This is a genomic window from Verrucomicrobium sp. BvORR034 (assembly GCF_000739635.1).
Classification (GTDB): domain Bacteria; phylum Verrucomicrobiota; class Verrucomicrobiia; order Verrucomicrobiales; family Verrucomicrobiaceae; genus Verrucomicrobium.
The window spans coordinates 91,176-107,447 of record NZ_BATQ01000056.1 but is presented as its reverse complement, the minus strand read 5'-3'; the positions used below and the strand labels follow the sequence as shown (position 1 = coordinate 107,447).

Below are 16,272 nucleotides of genomic sequence, written 5' to 3'. Positions count from 1 at the left end.
GCGGCCATGCCCCTCAACACAGGTCATGGCCGCTCTCCTGCCACCCACGCCAACGGAGACTCCCTCCCCGCCCCCGCCCCCTTCAAACCTGTGTGTATCGATCTCTGGTGGGCTGTGCCCGACCTGCTCGCTGGCATGTCCATGCCGTATGTCCATCCCTTTCGCTATGATGTGGAGACCGCGGCGCTCACGGATTTCGACGATGAACTCCCTGTGCTCTGGCACTCCGGCATTCGCGCCATCGTCGGTCTGTTAAACATTCCCGGCGCCCCTGAAACTTTTCGGAGCGCCGGTTTCGACTACTGCTGGCTCCCCATTGTGGATGGAGGCATTCCCACGCGTGAGCAGTTTGATGAGTTTCTCCGCTTCATGCGCAGGCAGGCCGCCTCCCGACACCTCGTTGCCGCCCATTGCGTGGCAGGCCTGGGACGCACTGGCGTCCTCCTCGCCGCCTATCTCGTTGCCCAAGGTCAGGCCCCTCAGTCCGCGGTGCTCGCCGTGCGCAGCGTCCGCCCCGGCGCGGTCGAAACCCGTCGTCAGGTGGAGTTTCTTTTTGAAGTGGAGACCTGGCGGGATGCGGGTGAGTTGCCGTCCCTCACCTAGCTAGCTCCAGCCCCCCTTTTTTCCATCTGGACGTCTTCGGACATTTCTGGCAACGTCCCAGGCAGCAAACAGCCCCTCCCTTGCCGATGTTGTTTACCAGGCCCGCCGTCCTGTTCCTGACAGCGCTGATGCTCGCATTGTTCGCCTGGTTGGGTTATTTCTACCTCACCGAGGCCGAAAGGGTGCACCGGGAGCAGATTCAGCACAAAGAAGCGGCAGCGGCTGACGCTGCTGCCGCCGTCAAACGCCACCGTCAAGACGTGCAACGCTTCTGGAAGGACAAGGAGATGTTGCTGCAGGCCCTTCAAATCGCGGCCCGCATGGAGCCCGCCAACCTGGACACTCAATGGGATTCGCTCCAGACCCAGTTGAGGTTATTTCCTAAAGACGAACGGCTTGCGCAACTTGCCCGCGAGGCCCGGGAAGTTCTTCACGACGCAGGCCAGCTCAGGCAGAAGATCCACACTTACGAGAAGCGGTTGGCAACCGAACCCGACTTGCGCGAAGTGCTTCAAGAACGTCTGGCCTCGTTTCGCCAAGACCTCGCCAAGGCCCTCCCCTCCATCCGCCCCCGCTGCCTTTCGATCGCCACCCGCGTCGCCGAGCTCGATCCCCCAGCCCTCCCTGCCCGCGATCCAAAAGCTGTGGTGGCTTCACAGGGGTCGCCATAAGTACCCATGCAGGCAAGCAGGTGATGTGCGCTTGAAGCTCCTTCGAGTGGGGAAATGGAGAGCTGCCCTTGTAGGGCAAGCGCACCGCTTGCCTCAGTCGGCTTCGACGAGACTGCGCTCTCGCGAGAGCGGAGACGATGGTTTCCTCGATGATGAACAGGCCCAGTGGGTGCCGCTTCACCGAAGCCGCTCTCTCGCGAGAGCGGAGACAGCGGCCACCTTGATCGCCACCCTGGCCAATGCCTCTGCTTCAACGAAGCCGCTCTCTCGCGAGAGCGGAGACCCCCGCCTCCCCGGCACGGGGAACAAAGCCAGCGCAGGGCTTCAACGAAGCCGCTCTCTCGCGAGAGCGGAGACCGGGACAAGACGATGCAGCAGGAGGCGAAGGGCTATGTGCTTCAACGAAGCCGCTCTCTCGCGAGAGCGGAGACCTGCTTTACACTCTGCGGCTCCTCCCCTGCCATCAGCTGCTTCAACGAAGCCGCTCTCTCGCGAGAGCGGAGACCTCCACTCGCCAAGTCCAGCGCAACGTCAGGATGCTGGGCTTCAACGAAGCCGCTCTCTCGCGAGAGCGGAGACCGCGATTTGAGAAAGCGTGGATTCACCATCGAACACAAGCTTCAACGAAGCCGCTCTCTCGCGAGAGCGGAGACCTGGTCTGCCGCAATGTATGGCGATGATGGCAGTGGCGCTTCAACGAAGCCGCTCTCTCGCGAGAGCGGAGACCTGCTGTCGTCTTGATCCAGCCAGTCCGGAGCCAGATCGCTTCAACGAAGCCGCTCTCTCGCGAGAGCGGAGACCGCGGCCGTCCTCCAGGCTGTCACCACCATCAAGACTGCTTCAACGAAGCCGCTCTCTCGCGAGAGCGGAGACCTCCCTCCCGCTCCAGGAGCACCGGCACATCGCTGAAAGCTTCAACGAAGCCGCTCTCTCGCGAGAGCGGAGACCGTGCCAACCCCAATGCCCTGGCCAAAGCCTGGAAGGAGCTTCAACGAAGCCGCTCTCTCGCGAGAGCGGAGACCAGCCTCCATGTAGGCCATTCAGTATCAAAATGCAAGAAGCTCGTCTGCGAGCGGCACCTTGAATCAACCCGCGAAGTGACGATCCAGCGCCTCCTTCCCGCCGCAACCTCCTCACTCCCAACACGCGAGCGCCTCCGGGGTTTGCCCGCAGCACCTGACCGCTCGCGATTCATGGCGGGCGGTCTCCCTATTACTGTATTGGTGAATGTCAAAGATCGCCTCCTTCCCTGTTCCCCTTTCCCCTGCGGTGCTTCACACCACGTAGCAGGGGGCGTCAAAGCGTGCGTAGGGCAATCCCACGGACGCGATGACACGGTCTCCCCGACCCTCACTAGGGCCCAGAGAGACAAACAAAACCTGGTCCTCATCGTGTTTGATCACATCCCTCAGTTCGCGCTCCAGCCGGGTTCTCTCTCTCGGGTTCAGATCACACTCGAACACCGAGTACTGCAAATGAGTACCATGGTTTTTGCAGACCTTAAACACCTTTCTCAACCGCTTGTCGTCTGCGATGTCGTAGCAAACCAGATACGTGATCCGGCTGGAGATCACCGAGGAGGAATGGCGGGACATGGGGAGGAGGGAGTTAGGGGTTAGGGGTTAGAAGCTAGATGTTAGACGTTATGTGCTGTGAACCAGGACCTCTTAACCCTTAACCTCTAACGCCTCTTCCCTTTCCCCCTCCCTAGCGCGTCACCATGGGGATGTACTCTTTGATTTCACCCGTGAGATACCGGGCCAAGATCCGCGCCTGCAGTTCCAGCACCCGACGGTAGCTGACCTTGTAGTCGAACACCGGATGCGTGATGATGCTTCCCATGCGTTGTTCGTACGCCTGGAAGAAAACCTTGCGTCCCGTGGACGTCAGATTGACGCCCTCCCCGGCCCTGACAAAGTGGTCCGGCACCAGCATGCGATTGTTGATGGCGGTGAGCACCACGCTCTCTGCCACCAGGGGCCGAAATTCCTCCATTAGATCCAGCGCCAGCGCCGGGCGACCGTAGCGCGGCTGGTGGTAAAAGCCCACATAGGGATCGAACCCCACCGCATGAGCCGCGATCGTGCAATCCTTGGCCAGCAGACTGTAGGCCAGCGAGAGCAAAGCATTCACCGGGTCAGTGGGTGGCCGCCGGCTGCGCTTGGTAAAGTCAAACGTGAAGACACTCTCCTCCGGGGCACGCGCAGCGGAGGCCGACTCCAGCCCCGGGATCTCATCATCGTCATCCGCCGCCCCCACCTTGATCATCCCGGCAAAGTGCTGCAAATACAATGCCGCAGCCGCCCCTTCAGTGCCCAACAGCGTTTCCAGAGACCTCGCGCCCAGCGCGTCCAGACTCGCCTGCTTCAGCCTGGCCAGCACTGCAGCGGGCGGCTCTACATGCAGCCGCATCAACAAGGTCCTGTGATTGCGGATCTTGCCCGCCACAAACCTCCGCGACACCGCCAGGCACCGCATCGGATCATCGGCCGCACGAAACTGCTCGATCCGCGTGAACACGTTTTTGGTCACATGACCACGTGTTAAACCATAGAACCACCCGCCGGTGGAGAAGTAGGCCAGGGGAATCTCCTTTTCGCACAGCACCTGCACCGCCTGGGTGGTGATCTGCACGTTCCCAAAGAGCGCCACATGCGTCAGATCACTGAGGCGGAACTCCTCCACCACGGCGGATCCGTCTTTCACCACCAGCAGCTCCCCGCTGCGACCCACATGATAACCAGGAGTGGACAGATACAATGCCCGAGCATCGTCCCGGGCGGCCATCAGCCGACGAGGCGCCCCGTTGGCAACGGCAGGAGGCGATCCTAATCCCGCTTCGCTCGTGAGCTCATCCTCCGGTAATCCGACATCCCCTTCCGTCCTCCGTCCCGCCAGCATCCACGTCTCATCCGGCAGGCAGACGGGCGCCAGTGAGCACCGCACACATTTGGGCGAACCCACCAACGGCAGCGGCATGGGTCCGCGGGCCGTCTCTCTCGCCTTCGCGATCTGGGCGAGGATCCACCTCTCCAGCCCTTCGGTCATCGGCAGGCGCACGCGCTGTTTTGTCGCACGGTAGTAGATCACCCCTTCTTCACACTGGTAGCCATTGTCCCGCAGGATCAGGATCTGCAGCCCCAGTTGCATTTTGTCAGCGTCCCAGAGCTCGTTGGCATCCGCGCCCTTTTTCGGGGCACCCGCCTTGTAGTCCACTGGCGTCACCGTCTTGATCTCACGTGACCGGGCTCCGTTCTCACCCGCCACCATGCCCATTCGGACCTCGATCAAATCCATCTTTGCCAGCACGCCCAGCCGCTCTGAACTCAGAGTGGCCGAGCGGGAGTGAATGATACGATCCGCTTCCCTCACACCAGCAGCAGCCTCTCCTTCATCATTCGGCTCAACCTCCACCTCTTCTGCAGCGGCATCACTTTGGGAAATGGCTCCCCTTTCGTCAGGCACCTCGTCAGGATCGGCCGCCGCCTTGGCCCCTTCGGCGAACCAATCTCCGTCATCCCCCTCCTTGGGTGCGTTTGAAGCACCTTTCTTTCCGCCCGCTGCTTTTTTCGCCTGCGGCAAGTCTCCCTTGCCCTTGTCCACTTTGGCATGCAGTGCACTGCCCCGTTCCGTGTCCGCATTGGCCACGAACACGCCCTCCACGTACTCGTAGTAGAAGAGCCGGGGGCAATAGACAAACTCATTGAGCATCCGGGAGGGCAGCACTTCCTGTTGCGGCAGCGTCTCCGGCTCCAGGCCTGGGGTGGCCTTTGCGACGATCTCCGGTGAGGTCTCCATCCCCGGCTCCCATTCACCGGGCATCTCAGGCAAGACCTTGTCGGCCCTTGCCTCAAGGCCCTGATCCAGAGCTCCTTCATCATCAAGCTCCCTCGCCACCGCCCCTTTCTCCTCAGCCTCAATTTTCGGTGCTGAGGTTCCCCAATCCAGCTCCAGCTGCGGCACCGCCAACCGTCGAGGAGCCGCCCGCAGAGGGCCCTGCCCGCCGGGCACCGTGGCTCCATCTGCAAGCTGACCAGGTTCTTCTTCGGTCTTCCCAGTGACGCTGCCCAGCTCGGCAGACGCTGGCACCGAGGTCGGCAGCGATTCCGCTTCCCCCACGTCTGGTGCGCTCTGTGCCGGTTCCGCCTTCCCCTTCGTCTCTGCGAAGAGCTCCAGCTCTGGATGCCCTGCGGGAGGCTGCAGGCCGGGAAACGGCAAGAGAACCTCTGCGCCCGCCTCCCCCGTAGTCAGCGGAGCCGGCGCACGGGCAGTGCGAATGCGGGGTGGCGTGGGTGAGTCCATCGCGACAGATCAGCAGGGATGCCAATATGCGTCCTTATCCGCAATAGCAAAGCAAAAAATATGTAACACCTTGCAACAAACGCCAGGTCGCCATGCTCACCCGCCTATTGGCGCCAGCACTTCTACCTCCACGCAGCAACAGCCGTTAGCACCTGCGAGCCTCGTTCACGACTTCACTGCCGTTTGCGCCTCAGCGAGTTGCACCCGCCTCAGCAGGTCGCTGCGCATGAAGTTCATGAGGAAGGAATTCAGGGAGCAACATACCAACGCCAGGTTGTGTGCCGACAGTCGATACGGATTCGCGGTCAGGTGCCCGTGCACAAAGATGTGGCGAATGCAGGCCCCCAGCGTGAGCACGGAGAAGTCATGGCCTTCCCGGTAACGCTTCAGGAATTCCTCATGCACCGGCAGGATCGACTGGGTGATGAGGAATTCCGTGAGCTTGTGTTCCGGATCCTGCGCCCGGCATTCACTGGCCAGATCGTGGACCAGCTTCCGCGGATGATGGGCGAAGAGATTCCGGTACGGCGGCCGGTCATTGGCCAGATCCGCATACCTCTCGAAGACCGACCACGTGAAGAAGATCTGTGTCAGAGCGTCATACCCCGTCGCTGTTTCTTCCGTGAACCCTTTCAGGTGCAGCCCACCGAAACACGCCGCCAACCGCAACCGGTTGGCGAAACGATAGAACTCCTGCTTCTCCCCCACCAACCCCAACACCTGCAACCGATCCCCCGCCCCCTTGATGAGGTCCCGCGCCCGGTGGAAGCCGGGCAGGACTTCTTCGAGGTAGGGGTAGGGATGGGGTGGCGGTCCGTCTATGTGCTCTGGGGCAGGCATGATAGACCTCCCACTACACCGCTTCAGCAGGCGTAAAGTTCCTGAACTTCCCCTGAGTAAATCGCTCCGTCCTGAAAACTCCGAAAATACCCATGGGCGAAAGTTGCCGATGATCAGGTTCATCCTTCTGCAGCTCATGGTGCGCCAGAAGACTGCGTACACAGTCAAGGTTAAGGAAGCCATCCCACAAGGGCCAGGACCAACAGGTGGCGCGATTTATCTTGCTAAACCCCGTCGTGGCAACCCCATCGTCGGTTGGAACAACCGGGAAGCACGGAAGGGCAGCAGCAGCAAGCGTATTGGCAGCAATCATGTTGCCCTGTTTCTTTCGCAACGGATCACCACTGGGATTACCCCAACGAAGAGCATAACGCACATCATCAAGTGGATCCCAACGGAGGGAGAGCGCCTCCAGCGGATCATCGTACTGCCAAGGGGCAAAGAGCGTCTTTTGCACATGTTGAGGCTGCAACTCAATGAGCTGGTTCACCATGATCCCCAAAAAGTGTTGATGCCCAGCGCCTCTGACCGTGCGGAAGTCCGTATCAGCAGCAAAACCTTCCTCGTCACCATGTGCACTTGAGCAAAGTGACGCGATCACATCAGCCTGGGTCCGATCTGATGCCGAAACATCCTTTGCGGCCAACTCCCAGGACCGATAGACGGTCATCTGGAATTTTGTATCCGGCCCAAAGTTGAGATGAGGCGCAGCCAGGCCAAGCCATCTCTTCTGGAGTTCGGACAGCTCTGCATCATAAGCTTCAAGTCGCTTCTTCCTGTCAGCAGAGGACAAGGACTTGTCTTTCTTCATTTCCTTCTCGGCAGCCTCACGCTGGTTCTGTCGGGATGAAAGCACCTCTCGAGCTTTTAAGCCCGCCCCACAATCGTTAGGGCCGCCAATAAGGGAGGACCACAGTATCTGGCTAATCTCATCTTGGGTCAGCACATTGCGCAGCTTGAGTACCGGGCGCTGACAGCCTTTGTCCCAGCTCAACTGGGGCTCAAGTTCCGGCCGGGCCAAGGTGAGCAACCGCAATACGCCAAGCGAGGCTAGAAACGCCAATGGATTGGTGCCGTCCAATCCTGGAAGTGGGCAAAGACTGGAATTCATGAACTTTGGGGATCAGAGGTTTGCTCTTCGGAACTTTGTTGCTGATCTGCCAGCCTCAATAGACACTCAACATAGGCTAGCCCCCAGGGCCCGAACCTTCTTACCAGCCTCCAAAACCTCTCTGCAACACCGCTGTCGAGCCTCTCGAGGCTCGTGTGTCCTTCGTGAATGCAGACGGTTTCTTGCAACTCGACTTCCACCATCGGGGCCGAGTCATCAGAAATGGCAGGTGCAAAAGGGCGGCAATAGCCATGATGAGCAGCTATCAAATGAAGAACCAAGTCGCGTTCCCAACCTTCGGCAGGCAGGAGATTCGATTGCTCAGCCAACCGAACAGAGAGCAGTTCATGACGCCCCCCCTTGGGATACCCCGCCTCCTTACGTAGGGCCTCAGCAGCGGCACGGCTTGCTGGCAATCGCGCCGACTTTGCCAACAGTTGATCCAGGCTCTTATTCTGGGCTAGAGACAACAGACGCGATGCTGCATTGAACAGGATTGCCTGAAAGCGCGGATCGGCCTTGCCCAGATCGTGGCAGCTTGCTGCAGTAGCTATCGCGCTTTTCACATCCTCCGGCAAATCCAAAACCGAAACGGCATGCCGCACACGATTCTCCACTCCATCGGAATGCTCCTTCAGCGATACCGGCCGGGAATTGCGGGAACTCGCAAAGCCAGTTTCAGGAAACAAGTCATCGCCACCGTCGCCAGAAGGCCGCTCCATCCATTTGTGACTCGATCGCAAAACGATCTCTTTTGGTGACGACCCCACGATGGCAAGCAATCGCTCAAATTTCTTGAGACTCTTCATCTCAGTGACGAGACATTTAGCGGCGTTTCTCAGCCACTTGTGTTTAACGTCATCGTCAACAGGGTCCGCTACGCCTCCCAGCGCATCTTTGATTCGGGTGTAGAGTTCTTGTGTATCCTCTGCAATCTCTTCAAATTCCGAGTTCGCGAGCAACTCCAGCAGAGCAGCCTTTCCCTGGCTTTCTGGCCAGGTAGCGATGAGTCGGGGGTGCAATCGAAGCGTCGGTCGCGACCTGGCCTCCAATTGCAATTGGTCGCCAACGTCGAGATTTTCAGTACTGCCGCACTCTTGGCCCAGCCAAAAGATCGCGCTTTCCGGCGGCATAATCAGTGTATCAGATGGAAGCAACCTGTTCGACGTCGAAGCCGTTTCGAGAACAAAAATGGTCCTCTTTCTACCAGCCTCTTTTGGCTTTCCAGGCTCACCTTCTTCCGTCTTCTCACTCCTCCAACATACAATGAAGGGTAACCGTTCAACAGACCGCCCACGGTCAATCGCTTGAGGGTCGCACTGAGGGGCATCGGCTTCCAGCGCCAAAGGTTCCTTGTCAGTACTAGTGGGCGCTCCAGCTTCCAGCCATTGGCGAAACTGCCACAGTGGCACATTAAGACATTCCGCCGATGCAGGCGGGCACAGGGAAAGACTCTCTAACATTCCCTCCAAACCCAGATCCGAAGAGAGATCCAAGCGCCAGCAGAGTGATATCTCTGCGGAAGCATCGGAGCGGCCATGCAAGAAGAGCGCTACGTCCGGCGAAGGCTCAGGCTGGGGATTGGTCTGCCCCCAGATGTCCACATGAGCTGGCAGCATCACTGGAGCATCCTTAGCCTCAACCCGTAGCAGAGCCGCCGCCTCACTCGACAGCGAAGCCATGGTTCCAACTAGAGCTTCAATGCCAAAATCTACCGTGTCATCGTTCGCAACCTCGCCAAGCCATTTCCATGTGCGAGGCAATGCCTGCCCATAAACAGGATCCTCATCCTTGCTGTCTTTGGGGGCTTCGGTCTGGTCGGATCGAATGACAATAGTCCCTCGAGCCTCTATTTTGCGCCCGCTACGATTGAGACGCCCGAATCTCTGACGAAGCGCATCAAGGCTGGCACACTCGGTTACCAGCGCATCGAAGTCCATATCCGCCCCTACCTCAAGGCACTGGGTGGCAACGATAAAAACTGGAGATTCGAGCTTCCTTTCTCCTGCACTACTCGTCTTCAATTCGAAATTTCTTACAGCAGACTCAACCAGGCGCTTGCTGTCCACAGGCCTCATGCGCCCCGTGAGCAGGAGGCACTGACCGGGATGCTTCTTGACGAGCACATCATACACGGTTCTTGCTGTAGCCACACGATTGACCAGTACAGCCACGACTTTTCTGTCATCAGACACCAGCGCCAGGGCCTCTTCTGCCAGTTTCTCCGCCAGCTTCGTCCAGAAGTTCTTTTTCGTCATCCCTTCCGCGACAACCAGCTTGGCAGGTTTAGGTGCTTTCCACCGCTCTCCCAAAATTGGATGCTGACGGTCTGCCTCCAATTCCTCGGAAGTCCGAGGAAACTTATCCGCAACGGCGGGCGGGGTCGCAGACATCACTACGAACTGGAAAGGCGTGCACGGGGCAACCTCGGCCTGACGGCGATAAAATGCGACCGAATTTGCGGTCTGTAAAAACGGCTCAGCAATATGAGCCTCGTCGAGCAGGATCAAAGTATCGTTGCCCAACAGGGCAGCGTGGATCGGCAAGGCGCGATCACTCAGTCCATAGCCGCGAAATAGAAGTCGCGAGCCAATTTGATCAACCGTGGAACAGATCACCATTGGCTGGGTGGCCGAGCGCGTCCAACTGTGATCCTTGGCGACACCACCCCTCAGTTTGACGACTGCCAGCGGATCCCCCTTCATGTCGCCACTGATCCTGCGCAATCGGTCTGCGACTTCTGTCACGACAGCGTCATTGTTTTCGCGCAGGTTTTTCCCGACATGCTCAGCTCGATCAAACGCTTCATCTACGATGATGCGCCTATCTACCACAAAGGCGATGCGGCGCGGCGCGGTACGGCGCTGCTGAGGCAAATCAGCCTGGGCTGCCAACGCAAAGAGGGCGATATCGATGCACGAAGTCTTCCCACTTGCTGTGGGCAGCGTGATGGCTTCCGGCCATGTCTTACTCCCAGTCAGCAATCGCTCCAACAATCGCTCCTGCCAGGGGAAGGGGCTACATTTGTGGATTGCCTTAAAATACTGCCGAAACGCTTCCAGATTCAATTCGCTCATGCCCAATCCTCCTTCTTCAATGGCCGGCAAAAACCGTAACCGCGGAAACGGCCAGCCCCAATCATCAGCGGCCCGGTCACTGGCTCTTTGAAGGTGATGACCGCATGCGAGTGGTGAATGTTTCCGCCAGACTTCCGCTGGAGATTGGGGAATCCACGATTTGTGGGTGCCCCCAAGAATGGTGACACAGGAGTGACGGCGACCGAATGCACCAGATCCTTGAGTCCCACACGTTCGCAACCAAGGATGATCGCCGCCTCAATTTCAGCCCACGGATCTCTGCCTTTCGGGTGGCGGTCAAAAGCAATGGGTGTCACCGTGGCCCACCGCCGACTCGGCCTGGTCCAAGTTTGAGATTGCAAGGTTATTTGAGAAGCAGCCGCATTGGCCACCTCAAGATGCATTTCCCCAAGGTTCCCAAAAACCAACCTGATCGTCTTGGGCTCTCCCAACGGATCATAGAGAATCTCGCGGAGCGCCGATGTGGAAGCCAAAGAGTTGGGAAGAGCGAGAGCAAACCCCAACAACCGTCCGTCAGCGTTTTTGTTTCCTACATTTGCCAGAGGAAGGAAGGCGAGGTGAGGCTGCTCACTGGGCAAACCCTGAGCCCGGTGCCCTGAGAGCCATTCTGGAGCAGGCTGCATAGGACACAACGCCATCAGGGTATCGCGCAAGGCGTTGGCAACCTGTGCAGTCGCCTCAAGCCCAAATCGCCTTCCTCCAACCTGTCGAAGAACAACCAGGTGTTCCGAAAAAATGGTTCTAGCCACCTCGTCGGGAGACACCTTCGTAACTTCTTCATAGTGCATCCAGCGGGCGACAGTGGGCCGGAGGTTGGACGCAAAGAGACGCTCCAACTCATCCAAGCGACCATCATGCGGCACACGAAGCCGATCTCCTCCTAATGCATTGGGCGCAGGACTTAGCAGACGGCGATGTTGATCAGGAGAAGGCACTTCATCAATCCCCTCCAACCAGCATTGGACAAGTGAGGAAGAGTGCCCAAGACGAACCACGTCCCGGCACAACGCGGCCAGCGCCGCAAGGTGGTCCTCTGGCAGGTCAGCATGCCATATAAACTTCGTCACATCGTCCATGGGACGGACAGCGGGAAAAAACCTTGCCTGTTTCCCCCGACTCCCTGGAAGCAATGCCAAGCCTTCTGAAATCTGATCGTCACTAGGCTCGTCTTTCAGCTTGGGCATCGTGTTGTCATTGACAGGAACAAAGACAGTGGTGACATCGCGGCGAATCGCTTTGTCGTCCAGACTGGTGTAGAGACTAGGTGGCGGTTGGGACTCAAGCCAACGCAGCGCAGACTCCTTGGCAGGCGCACGCCCAGTCTCGCCCCAGGTGGCTACAAGAGCCATAAAGAGGCGGTCAGGATGTGGCGGCCACTCGGCCTTGTCATAGCTGCTGGGATGAGTTGCCACCGCTCTCCCCAAGAGATAGCGGATTGAAATGGCAAACATCACGCTTCAGTATCCAAAGTTTGTTTCGCGGCGAGGTTCTGACTACGGCGCACCAGTTCGACAAGCTGGGGCGAGGGCTTGAGCGTCACCTCATTTTCCTCCCAAGGAAGCTTGACCGCCTTGGCCGCTTCCAAAGCTGCATTGAAGAGATCAATGGCTTGCAGCCGGTTCAGCGAGTAGGAAGTCTCTGGTTCGCCAGGTTCGTCCAGGATCTTCCACTCAGCAGGAGTGGTAGCGTGAAGCAGACACCGTGACCGAAGATCACTGTTCTGTTCGCGAGCCAAGGTGGCCGCACACAATCCCAGCGCAGCCAGCAAGGTACGAGCCGCGACGTCAACTTTCGAGTCGGGCTTTGCCCCGTTGATCGGGAAGGAGAGTCGCCGCAGTGCCGTCAGCGAAAGAACCACCGTCTGCTCTGCCCTCTCAAATACCACGCCTCCGTCAGAAATTGAGGGGGTGACGTTGCCATGATTCGTCTCCGAGGGTTTGCCATCCTTGCCCACTTTGACAGGCTTGCCCTTCTCATGCAGGGCTTCCTTTTCGTTGAGGGTCCAGTCCCCATCTTTCGTTTGGAAGACGGGCCCAGCAGCCAGCTTGATCTCGGCTGGGTCCAGTCGACTGCTGGTCTTCACGCCGAGAGAGACATCATAAGCCACCATCTCGGAGACGAGGGCGCGCGCAAACTTGATCCCCATTCCCCCCTTTGGCCCTGTAGAATCCCAAAGCCCGAGCAGCAAGGCAGTGGGGCAGTACTGCAGGAGCGCCGTCGCATTCCTGGCATCAACGTTGTCCAGTGACTTTCCTACTTTAGAGGCGCGAAACTTGACTCCATCAAGGAGGCTGTCCCGCAGAAGGGCATCTGCAATGCGGTGAGGGGCATCGAGGCTCGTGATGGATAGATTTTTGAGAAGCTCATTTCCGGAGAAATCTACCGTAATGACGGGCAGCGAGATCAGCCCCTGCCTCCACGCTTCGAGCAACGCCTCCTCCATTCCATTGGCCTGAGCCTGAACGGAGTCCAGAAGCATGCGATCATAACCCACGACGGAGCCCTTGCGATCCTTGCCGTCGTCAGATGCCTCGAAACGTTTCCCCTCCCCAGCATATTTGCCACCTTCATAGGTGGGCGGGAAGACTTTGGTTCCGACGCCTGCGGAAGGTTGGTACTCAACCTTGGCACGAATCGCCACAGCCGAGTTGGCTATGGCCTGCTGAAGGGTATCTAAACTCAAAGTTTTCGAACTCGACGTAGTCATTTTGTATGATTCTCTTTTGAGATTAGGTTATGTCAGTTGAACTGAACGCGATTGCATACAGCCCGCAAGTTTCATTTCAGTGAATTCTGTTATGCGAATAAGTGACTTCCGTCGACCTAGGAACCAAAATCCTGCCTCTTTCATATCACTGTTGACAAACATGAATTTTCCCTTCTTATTTTCGCCATGTTTATCTCTGGGGACACCTCTGGCATCGTGGCGCTTTCTTCCATTCGTCGCCTTGACCTGCTTAAGCACGTTTTCCCGCAGGTTTGGCTCGCCCCGAAGGTAATCAAGGAGTTCGTAGATGACGGCCCAAATTGGGAGGATGCTCGGCAAGCTCAGCAAGAATATGCCAAGGCTGAATGGCTGCTGGCCTGGACGGATCCGATCCCTTTGCTCAAAGGCAATTCCACTAGACTTGGGGAGGGAGAGATCCAAGCGATTTCCCTGGCATATGCCCAGGGCGGCTGCTGCTTCACGGACGACCGCCTTGCGAGGAGATTCGCGAACAAAATGGACGTTGAGGAAATCGCCACAGCGCGTATACTGACCCGTTGCAAAAAACTTGGCGTTATAGCCGCCGTTAAACCACTTCTTTATCAACTTCGCGACAAAGGGAATCGTCTTACATTGGAGGTGATTGAAAAGATCCTTCGGGAGGAAGACGAAATCTGATTTGCTCCCCAGTTCTTCGCAACCATCCCTCCCCTCGCCCTTATGGGTTAACGAGGCTACGTTGAAGCTGCGATTAAGCCACTTCAGTCGACCACATCGGTCGCAAATCCGCACTTGCGAAAGCGCGGCCCCATTGAAGGAGTTGCGAGGAACTGGGGTTGCTGCCATACTTGGCAGGAAATGACCCTTTCTATTGATTTCCCAGAGGACATTGTGGAGATCTTGGGAGTTCCAGCATCTGAAGTTGACGCCGTCGTTAAAGCTGACCTCGCCGTTTTTTACTATGAAAAGGGACTGATCTCGATTGGAAAAGCTGCCGAATTGTCTGGAGTGGGGCGCGGAGGATTTGAAAATCTCCTCACTCTTCGAGGCAGCACCAGAAACTATTCTATCGATGATTAGAACTGCGAAACTCGATACATGGTCAACCTGAGCCGTTAGCTCACGGCACTGGGTCATTCGACCGAATCTCTCGCCGCATGCCCAAGCTACTACCGACCAACTCTCGTAATCGCGACGCGCTCGGTCCCAATCTCTGCACCGAAAGGCAAAAGCACGCTCCACTGACGACTGCGACCATCGACGCTCATATGCAGGTCCATCGTTCCCGGAGCCAATCCGATCTCCAGTGGCTCGATGAGGACGAAATCCGCGCCCATTTGGTTGATCGCAATTACCCTCTCCGAGGTGACCAACTCCATCGTCACAACGGAAGAATGACCCGCTGGAGAAATTCGGGCGACCATGGATGATGAATTGATTCGTAGGACGGAAATGTACCTCGCCAAAAATAGCATGGGCAGCACTGACTAACTGGGTGGATTTCTCCACAAACTCCAGGTCAAAGAAGATTCGAAGTAGGTGGTTGGTGAAAATGGGACTGCCACCAAAAATATCCTCCAAAGCTTGCGAGCACACGGAGTTCACATGATCGATGTCAACCCCGGCAACATTGGGTTTGAAATGGGGGATCGCTGACATGCCGCGTTTGAATGAAGCTCAGATTTTGCAGGTAAACGAAATCAGTTTAACAAATTTATCGGTCAAAATAACTGATTGAGTCAATCAAAAAATCCAGGTGATCTCGCGCCTCTATTACAAAATGGGCTGCACTTGAGAATGCGCGGAGAGCAGCTGTTCTCGGGAACTGGCCGCACGATTGCAGTTTTACTGCCTCGGCGATCAGAGAGGTATGACAGCTCACTCATAGGAATCCCCATTTGCACTGACGCAGGGACCAAAGACACCCGTTGCCAACATTAATTAAGACATGTAAACTATCTCCACTCCCTCGTAAAAGAGGTCGTGTGTCGTGCTCTTTTATTCCGCACAGTTTAACTTGTCAATCGTTTAACACGATGGGTAACAACACCAACCCTTCCCAATGGGCCGCTCTGGAGCGGCTCCGATTCATCGAGCGCAGCGCGTGGTGGCGGGGCATGGTGAACCGGAATGACCTGCAGCAGGTGTATGGCGTCTCCCAGGCACAGGCTTCGGCGGATCTCCAAAAGTACCTGGAGCTCAATCCCACGGCGCTCACCTACAGCCTGAAACGCAAACGCTACGAAGGCACGCCAACGATGAAATGCGTGCTGCACCAGCCTCAGCTTGAGGAAGCGCTCGGCCAGTTCCTCGAACCTGCCTCGCCGGGAGGCGCTGGTGGATGGGGCGGGTCCCTAGCGGGAGGAGCACTCGAATCCCCAGCCTCTGAACCCACAAGCCACGCCGGGATGCGGGTGGCAGGAGTGGGCCTGCCCCAACGGACTGCGCTGCCGGCCGTGCATCGCTCCATCTTTCTGGCCACCCTGCAGGAACTGCGGGTGCGGATCCACTACCTCTCGCTCACTCAGCGCCGGCCTGGCTGGCGCTGGATCACTCCTCACGCCTTTGCCCATGACGGCTACCGCTGGCATGTCCGCGCCTGGTGCGAGGAAAACAAGGCCTACCGCGACTTTGTGCTGGGCCGGATCAAGGAAACCGAGTGGCCCACCCTGCCGGCGGGACGACTGGAGCCGGATGCCGAGTGGCATACATGGCTCACGCTGGACCTGATGCCGAATCCGGCTCTCTCCAAGGAACAGCAGGAGGCCGTGAAGGCGGACTACGATCTCAAATCCGGGAGAATGAGCCTGCAAGTGCGTCAAGCCATGCTGGAGTACACGCTGGCCCACCTTCGACTCCCTGCCCAAAATGGGAAGAAGCCTGCTCCATTCTTGGTGCTGCATGACAAGGAGCCAGAGCAGAACAACTGACAGACACTGA

The 16,272-nt window shown here is 57.7% G+C and carries 11 protein-coding genes and 1 CRISPR repeat array; of the genes, 3 read left to right on the top strand and 8 right to left on the bottom strand.

All coding sequences use genetic code 11. The annotated features are described in order from the left end of the window. The first annotated feature begins 6 nt into the window (after window positions 1-6). Both BV034_RS10460 and BV034_RS10455 read left to right on the top strand, forming a co-directional pair. On the top strand, window positions 7-603 hold the full coding sequence (locus tag BV034_RS10460) for a dual specificity protein phosphatase family protein (RefSeq protein ID WP_050026746.1): 597 nt from the start codon (window positions 7-9) through the stop codon (window positions 601-603). Window positions 604-689: 86 nt separating this feature from the next. Next, complete coding sequence (locus tag BV034_RS10455; RefSeq protein ID WP_050026744.1) at window positions 690-1,274, top strand: hypothetical protein; 585 nt, start codon at window positions 690-692, stop codon at window positions 1,272-1,274. Window positions 1,275-1,374: 100 nt separating this feature from the next. Beyond that, a CRISPR array of direct repeats spans window positions 1,375-2,296; the repeat unit is 37 nt; unit sequence GCTTCAACGAAGCCGCTCTCTCGCGAGAGCGGAGACC. A 252-nt stretch (window positions 2,297-2,548) separates the two neighbouring features. Here the strand turns inward: BV034_RS10455 and cas2 are convergent. From cas2 to BV034_RS35930, 8 genes are all read right to left on the bottom strand, one after another. Beyond that, window positions 2,549-2,869, bottom strand: a complete 321-nt coding sequence (cas2, locus tag BV034_RS10450; protein ID WP_009963684.1) for a CRISPR-associated endonuclease Cas2 — start codon at window positions 2,867-2,869, stop codon at window positions 2,549-2,551. Window positions 2,870-2,981: 112 nt separating this feature from the next. Beyond that, complete coding sequence (cas1, locus tag BV034_RS10445) at window positions 2,982-5,576, bottom strand: CRISPR-associated endonuclease Cas1 (protein WP_063768735.1); 2,595 nt, start codon at window positions 5,574-5,576, stop codon at window positions 2,982-2,984. A 165-nt stretch (window positions 5,577-5,741) separates the two neighbouring features. Then, complete coding sequence (locus BV034_RS10440; protein ID WP_050026742.1) at window positions 5,742-6,416, bottom strand: hypothetical protein; 675 nt, start codon at window positions 6,414-6,416, stop codon at window positions 5,742-5,744. A gap of 13 nt (window positions 6,417-6,429) precedes the next feature. After that, on the bottom strand, window positions 6,430-7,527 hold the full coding sequence (locus BV034_RS10435; RefSeq protein WP_265592847.1) for a hypothetical protein: 1,098 nt from the start codon (window positions 7,525-7,527) through the stop codon (window positions 6,430-6,432). Continuing rightward, a complete protein-coding gene (cas3u, locus tag BV034_RS10430) occupies window positions 7,524-10,604 on the bottom strand; it encodes a type I-U CRISPR-associated helicase/endonuclease Cas3 (protein WP_050026740.1) in 3,081 nt (1,026 codons plus the stop codon). Before cas3u ends, BV034_RS10435 begins: the two co-directional genes overlap by 4 nt. Further along, window positions 10,601-12,076, bottom strand: a complete 1,476-nt coding sequence (gene csb2, locus BV034_RS10425) for a type I-U CRISPR-associated protein Csb2 (RefSeq protein ID WP_050026738.1) — start codon at window positions 12,074-12,076, stop codon at window positions 10,601-10,603. The genes cas3u and csb2 overlap by 4 nt, the downstream gene beginning before the upstream one ends. Then, complete coding sequence (cas7u, locus tag BV034_RS10420) at window positions 12,076-13,308, bottom strand: type I-U CRISPR-associated RAMP protein Csb1/Cas7u (protein ID WP_265592846.1); 1,233 nt, start codon at window positions 13,306-13,308, stop codon at window positions 12,076-12,078. The genes csb2 and cas7u overlap by 1 nt, the downstream gene beginning before the upstream one ends. Before the next feature lie 51 nt (window positions 13,309-13,359). Further along, window positions 13,360-14,991, bottom strand: a complete 1,632-nt coding sequence (locus BV034_RS35930) for a hypothetical protein (RefSeq protein ID WP_265592845.1) — start codon at window positions 14,989-14,991, stop codon at window positions 13,360-13,362. 377 nt (window positions 14,992-15,368) lie between these two features. On the opposite strand from BV034_RS35930, the gene BV034_RS10400 reads away from it, so the two are divergent. After that, window positions 15,369-16,262 carry a WYL domain-containing protein gene (locus tag BV034_RS10400; protein ID WP_050026726.1) on the top strand — a complete coding sequence of 298 codons (894 nt, stop codon included), beginning with the start codon at window positions 15,369-15,371 and terminating at the stop codon, window positions 16,260-16,262. The last annotated feature ends 10 nt before the right edge of the window (window positions 16,263-16,272 follow it).